The 4,990-nt window shown below is 66.2% G+C and carries 5 protein-coding genes; 3 read left to right on the top strand and 2 right to left on the bottom strand.

Annotation, left to right across the window (positions count from 1 at the left end):
• Positions 1-182: 182 nt before the first annotated feature.
• Complete coding sequence (locus ACY5KJ_RS14575; RefSeq protein ID WP_462187866.1) at positions 183-734, bottom strand: trypsin-like serine peptidase; 552 nt, start codon at positions 732-734, stop codon at positions 183-185.
• Between the two features lie 398 nt (positions 735-1,132).
• Here ACY5KJ_RS14575 and ACY5KJ_RS14570 point away from each other — a divergent pair, with 398 nt between their 5' ends.
• From ACY5KJ_RS14570 to ACY5KJ_RS14560, 3 genes are all read left to right on the top strand, one after another.
• Complete coding sequence (locus ACY5KJ_RS14570) at positions 1,133-1,423, top strand: hypothetical protein (RefSeq protein ID WP_462203594.1); 291 nt, start codon at positions 1,133-1,135, stop codon at positions 1,421-1,423.
• Between the two features lie 877 nt (positions 1,424-2,300).
• A complete protein-coding gene (locus ACY5KJ_RS14565) occupies positions 2,301-2,621 on the top strand; it encodes a putative quinol monooxygenase (protein WP_462187865.1) in 321 nt (106 codons plus the stop codon).
• A gap of 135 nt (positions 2,622-2,756) precedes the next feature.
• Positions 2,757-3,629 (top strand): NAD(P)-dependent oxidoreductase, encoded by an 873-nt coding sequence (locus ACY5KJ_RS14560; protein WP_462203593.1) that lies wholly within the window; start codon positions 2,757-2,759, stop codon positions 3,627-3,629.
• 118 nt (positions 3,630-3,747) lie between these two features.
• On the opposite strand, the gene ACY5KJ_RS14555 is transcribed toward ACY5KJ_RS14560, so the two are convergent.
• Positions 3,748-4,311, bottom strand: coding sequence for a hypothetical protein (locus ACY5KJ_RS14555; RefSeq protein WP_462203592.1), 564 nt, complete (start codon positions 4,309-4,311; stop codon positions 3,748-3,750).
• Between the last annotated feature and the right edge of the window lie 679 nt (positions 4,312-4,990).

The raw sequence follows: 4,990 nt of genomic DNA, 5'->3' as shown, positions 1-4,990 counted from the left end.
CCCTCCCCCTTCTCCCCCTCCTGCTCTGCGTGCTCGTCGAGCACGCAGAGCAGGAGGGGGAGAAGGGGGAGGGAGACAGGGGGGAGGCGTGTCACGGCGCCCTCCTCCGGCGCGATGAAAATCACGGTAAATTCGAAAAAAAGGGGACGCGCATTTCCCGCGTCCCCCCGGCTGTGGCCAGCCTACAGATTCGCGGTCGCGTAGTACAGGTCGCGCACCTCGTTGCCGAAGTACGGGCCGTTCCACTTGTACCGGACGCCGTTGGCGTCCCAGAACACCCAGCTGTTGACGGAGTCGAGGTATCCGAACGTTCCGTCGAAGTCGTCCAGCCAGGGTCCGCCGCTGGCACCCTCGGTCATGTTGCAGTTGATACCGACGAAGCCGCCGTCGTTGTACGTCGTCCCACTACAGTATTGCAGGGAGAGCCCGTTGAACGGCGCCCGAGCCGGGTAGCCGAACTGGTAGACATACTGCACCAGCGGGAAGTTCCATTCGATTCCCTGACCACCGACGACGTTGACGATGTGCTGTCCTGAAGCGTTGGTGTTCAGCACTGCGACGCCGAAGTCGTAGGAACGGTTGGCGTTCTGCACCCAGCTGCTCCAGCTCCAGAGCTGGCGCGCGGACCACACGCCGTAGGGCGCGTTCCCGTTGTTGTAGCGCGGGACGAAGACCCAGTTGGTGAACCAGGCCCCGCCGCCGCCCGAGTTTACGCAGTGGCCGGCGGTGAACACCAGGTTCTTGCCGCCGCTGTTGACGGTGCCGCCCGAGCAGGAGTAGCTGACGCCGCTGCTGTCGGTGAAGAGGACGTGGTGGCCGGCGGGCTGGTCGTCGAGCCGTACCAGGGTGCCGCGGTCGGCCCGAAGCCCGGCCCGCCGCCAGCTGTTCCCGGTGCTGTTCCCGGTACGGGCTCAGTGACATGCGGGTTCACCCGCTCGGCCGGGCCGCCGCGCACCGCCGGCCCCTGTTCCTGGACTTTGCCGCTATTCGCCTTGCTCGGGTCCACCGGCTTGGCCTCGCGCATACGATCTGACGTCCAGAATGTGGACGCCTCCCGTGCCCTACCGTTGGCTATGGAGTCGAAATGAAATAACTTGCGCGTTTCGAACCCTCCATAGGCCTGTGACCTGCGATGATGCTCTCGATCACGTATTTGTTACTTCATTACGTCCCCTATGTCCGGCCCGGCGACCGGTCCAGCCTTCGCCGCACCCGACCGGGCTGCTGCGCCACCCGGATCCGCGACCGCCGGCAGGCCGTAGCCAAGCCCGACGGTCAGGGCTGTCGCAGCTGCAAGCGCAGCCGAACGGGACCATGTGAGACGAGATTTCACTCCGCGCCATCCTCGATTCTGCATTACCGGTCCGACGTCGCATCGAACTCGGCACGCATCGTGGCAGGAGTGCGGAACAATCGGGCTTGAAACCACTGACGACACGCCGGGCTCCATGTCCGCGCCGGCGACGGAGATCGCGAGAATTCACCCGATGACGGCATTCATGCCGCACACCGGCCGTTCAACCGATGCCCTCCATTCGAGACTGGAACCGCGCCCTCGCCGACTGGTCCGTGCGACGGACTGGTGGCAGCCGGTCAGCCGACCGCCACCAGGGTTCCACCCAGGGAAGGAACGACGACCTGTCAACGTCACCATCAGCGGCCCACGTCAATGCTTGTGCATATCCGCCGTACAGCACGCGTCCCTCCCCCGCGTCGGGCGCTATCGCTCCGGAGCGAGGCGCACGGGTAGGACATCCCAGCCGTAGACGATGAAGGAGTGAATCGTCAGAGTAACAGGGCGCCGACCTTTCCTACGTCCCGTCGGAGTGCGGTGCAGCGGCCAGCCGTCAAGGGATTTCCGTTCACGAGCCAGTGAACACAAGTCTCTCGAATTTGAACTACGAGTCGATGGAAGAAATCAGGCTGTGGCCCGCCTGCCGCGAATCGCTATGCTGGCCGGGTGGCACGTCCCGGTCCACGGCGCCGGGGACCTGAGCGCGACGCGGGTCGCCTCGGCCAGCGGGAGCTATCACCAGATCCAGCCTTGAGAGAATACCATCGGGTACCGTTCATGACGTTCATATCGGCTTTGATCGACAGAATCTGCTGTACATCGGCATCCTGCCGTCAAGGTCCGGATGGCCCGTCCCGGGCTGCACAAGGCAGCCGATCTCAGGCCGCACCGATGTGGCCAGGCTCTCAGGCCACCATTAGAGTGATCTCCTGGATGCGGTAACAGTACGTCGCGAAGTGACAGCGCCCCGCCATATCCCTGTCGCAATACCTTGAGGAGGAGATCCATGTTCGGTCTGACGGTGCGGTTCGAGGTACGCCCGGACACGGCGGACGCGTTCGACGCGTTGGTGGCCGAGACGGTGCCGCTGATCGCCGCCCACGAACCCGGGACCTTGATCTACACTACCCATCGGGTGGCCGGCGACGACAATGCCCGGCTCTTCTACGAGCTCTACCGCGACCGCGAGGCGTTCGAGGATCATGAGAACCAGCCGCACATCCACCACTTCGTCGCCGAGCGGCAGGATCTGCTCACCGGTCCCCCGCGTATCGAGTGCATCACACTGACCTCGGGCACCGGGCTTCCTACGATGACAGGCGCCTGAGAACCCGGCACCTGCCGGTCCGTTCTTCACACGCCCTGGGCCGGAGCCGCTGATGCCGCTTGGCCCAGCCCAGCCCAGCCGGGCAGGAAACCCGCGTCGGCGGACCGTCCGCCGACCAGGCCAGGAGGGTGACGCATGAAGATCGGTTTCATCGGACTCGGCGGAATGGGCGGCGCCATGGCGCGCAATCTGATCGACGCCAGCCACACCGTGCTGGCCTGGAACCGCTCACCGGATCCCGTCACCGAACTGGCCGCCGCCGGTGCGGTCCCCGCCAGCATCTCCGAGGCGTTCGCCACCGGAATCGTCCTCAGCATGCTGGCGGACGACCAGGCCGTCACCGATCGCCTGCTCGATCCGCGGGTGCTGACCGCCGCGCCGGCCGGAGCACTGCATGTGAACATGGCCACCGTCAGCACCGCGCTGGCGATCCGTGCTCGGCGTGAGCACGCCGAGCACGGGCTGCGCTACCTCGCGGCTCCCGTCTTCGGCCGGACCGACGCCGCCCGCGCCGGCAACCTCACCATCGTGACCAGCGGCGATCCGGACGCGATCGCCGAGGTTCAGCCCCTGTTCGACGTCCTCGGCCGGCGAACCTGGACGGTCGGCGACGCGCCGGAACACGCCAACCTGGTGAAGATTCTGGGCAACTATCTAATCGCCTGCAGCATCGAGGCGATGGCGGAGGCGAGCGCCGTCATCGAGGCCGGCGGGATGAACCCGGCCACGTTCATCGAAGTACTCACCGACAACCTGTTCACTGGCCCGGTCTTTACCGGCTATGGCCGCATGATCGGAAACCGGGATTACGAACCCGTCAACTTCCGTCTCCCGCTCGGGTTGAAGGACGTCCAGCTCGCGCTGGCCTCAGGGCTGGAACGGAACGTTCCGCTGCCTTTCGGCGGCGTGCTGCGGGACGCCTTCGTCGACGCGCTGGCGCACGGCCAGACCGACCAGGACTGGGCCGCGGTGGCCGAGACGGCCCGCCGACGCGCCGGGCTCGCCTGATCCACGGCGCCGGGCCGCCACTGCACCGCACTGCACCGATCTCAACGAGCGCAGCACGGACGGGATGTACCTGGCCGAGGACTGTACCCTTGGCCGATCGGTTCCCGCATGGGCGTCACTACGGCTGGCGGCTGTCGTCGTGGTGCTTCTCTGGCTCCGCCGGCACCGGGCCGGACTGCGTGGCCCGGTGATGCGGTCCGGTATCGGCGGACAGCAGGCCGGGCATGGACGCTCCGGTAAGAGCGGGCGGCGAGAAACCCGCGCCACGGCGGGCCGCGGAACCATACCAGCGGTCGTCGTCGAAACCGCTCTCGTCGTCGCTGCCGTCCGGACCGTCCCCGCCGGCGTAGTCCCAGCTCGACGACCAGTTGTCCGACGAGGACTCGACGGAGGCATCGGAGACGTCCGAACTCGCCCAGTCGAACTCACCACGACCGAACACGAACGAGCCACCCATCGGACGATTCTCCGGTATTGAGCGGTGCACGGACACCGACGCCGACGCCGAGCCGACGACACGCGGGATCACAAGCCAGGCAGTGATGTTGACCCCCACGACGGCGAGGATGATGACAATCGGGACCAGATAGCTGTACTCAGGCGGCAGCATGACGGCAAGCGCCGTCAACCCTCCCACCAGGAGGGCGACGCCCGTGGAGATCGCCGCGAGGAGCCGGGCCATAGGCATGTTCCTATCGCCGTACGGCCAGCGACGCCCCCGATCGACGTCAACCCGACAAGCCAGGAGGACGGTTTGGTGACGTGCATCCCGCTTGCACCGTCCGTCCTCACATCATGGGCCGATCTCACATGCTCGGAGAGCCACCCGACCGCGGCCCTCCGTATGTGGCCACGTGCTGACGCCCCCCGCTCCCCCTGGATGGCTTCACGGCTGGACGGCACCAAGACCACCGCATGACGTCAGCGTAGAAGCACGGGGCGACCTCGGGAATCGCGTCGCATCGGCACCCGGAGACGGCCCGGAGACATCGAGGATGCGACTGGGGTGCCGCGGATCGGGGACGGATGGGAACGACCCGGACACCTCAGCCGCGTCCTCAACATACCTGTTCGATAGCTAGTAGTCACTGATCGATTACAGGCAGTTCTAGCCTACACTCCGTTTGGCGTGCCTGTACCCGTATGGCGTACCCACCCGGGCACGGCTCCTCGTGGACGATCGACAGACGGACCACGCGTTTCCCGCGATACATCGACGAAAGATCGCGTTCCGGACCGGGCGGAGGTCATCGGGCGATCCAGCGGACCGGGACGATTCCCGGATGTCGAACCGGCCACACCCCGGCCCCTCGCGGCACGCGGACGCCTTCACCTGGGTAAACAACGAGGTATGACGCACA

This window comes from Frankia sp. CcWB3 (genome assembly GCF_977927595.1).
The sequence above is the reverse complement of the archived record's forward strand: the minus strand, read 5'-3'. Positions and strand labels throughout refer to the sequence as shown.

Coding starts and splice junctions, on each gene's coding strand:
- ACY5KJ_RS14570 (WP_462203594.1), top strand. CDS start 1,133: ATGATGCTCTCGATCACGTATTTGTTACTTCATTACGTCCCCTATGTC.
- ACY5KJ_RS14565 (WP_462187865.1), top strand. CDS start 2,301: ATGTTCGGTCTGACGGTGCGGTTCGAGGTACGCCCGGACACGGCGGAC.
- ACY5KJ_RS14555 (WP_462203592.1), bottom strand. CDS start 4,311: ATGGCCCGGCTCCTCGCGGCGATCTCCACGGGCGTCGCCCTCCTGGTG.
- ACY5KJ_RS14560 (WP_462203593.1), top strand. CDS start 2,757: ATGAAGATCGGTTTCATCGGACTCGGCGGAATGGGCGGCGCCATGGCG.